Origin of the sequence: Psychrobacter sp. TB20-MNA-CIBAN-0197, from assembly GCF_040309765.1 — a bacterium.
In the GTDB taxonomy this organism is placed as follows: Bacteria; Pseudomonadota; Gammaproteobacteria; order Pseudomonadales; family Moraxellaceae; genus Psychrobacter; species Psychrobacter submarinus.
This window is the reverse complement of record NZ_JBEOPC010000551.1, coordinates 1-274: the sequence shown is the minus strand read 5'-3', so window position 1 is coordinate 274 and position 274 is coordinate 1. Positions and strand designations below refer to the sequence as shown.

The window sequence follows — 274 nt, the reverse complement described above, 5'->3', positions numbered from 1 at the left end:
GGCTTGTGGCGTGGTTACACCGAGAAGCCGATCACCGACGTGGTCAATATCGGTATCGGTGGTTCGTTCCTCGGTCCCGAGCTGGTCTCCGAAGCACTGCTGTCCTACGCGCAGAAAGGCGTACGTTGCCACTATCTGGCAAACATCGACGGCAGCGAATTCCACGAGCTGACGCAGAAACTGCGCGCCGAGACCACGCTGTTCATCGTTTCGTCGAAGTCGTTCAACACCCTCGAAACCCTGAAGAACGCGCAGGCCGCACGCGCCTGGTACC

At 59.5% G+C, this 274-nt stretch carries 1 protein-coding gene; it reads left to right on the top strand.

Translation table 11 applies throughout. From position 1 onward, the window contains the following. Positions 1 to 274: phosphoglucose isomerase-related protein (locus AAEY83_RS14915; protein ID WP_502945191.1), on the top strand; the 274-nt coding region annotated here is incomplete at both ends.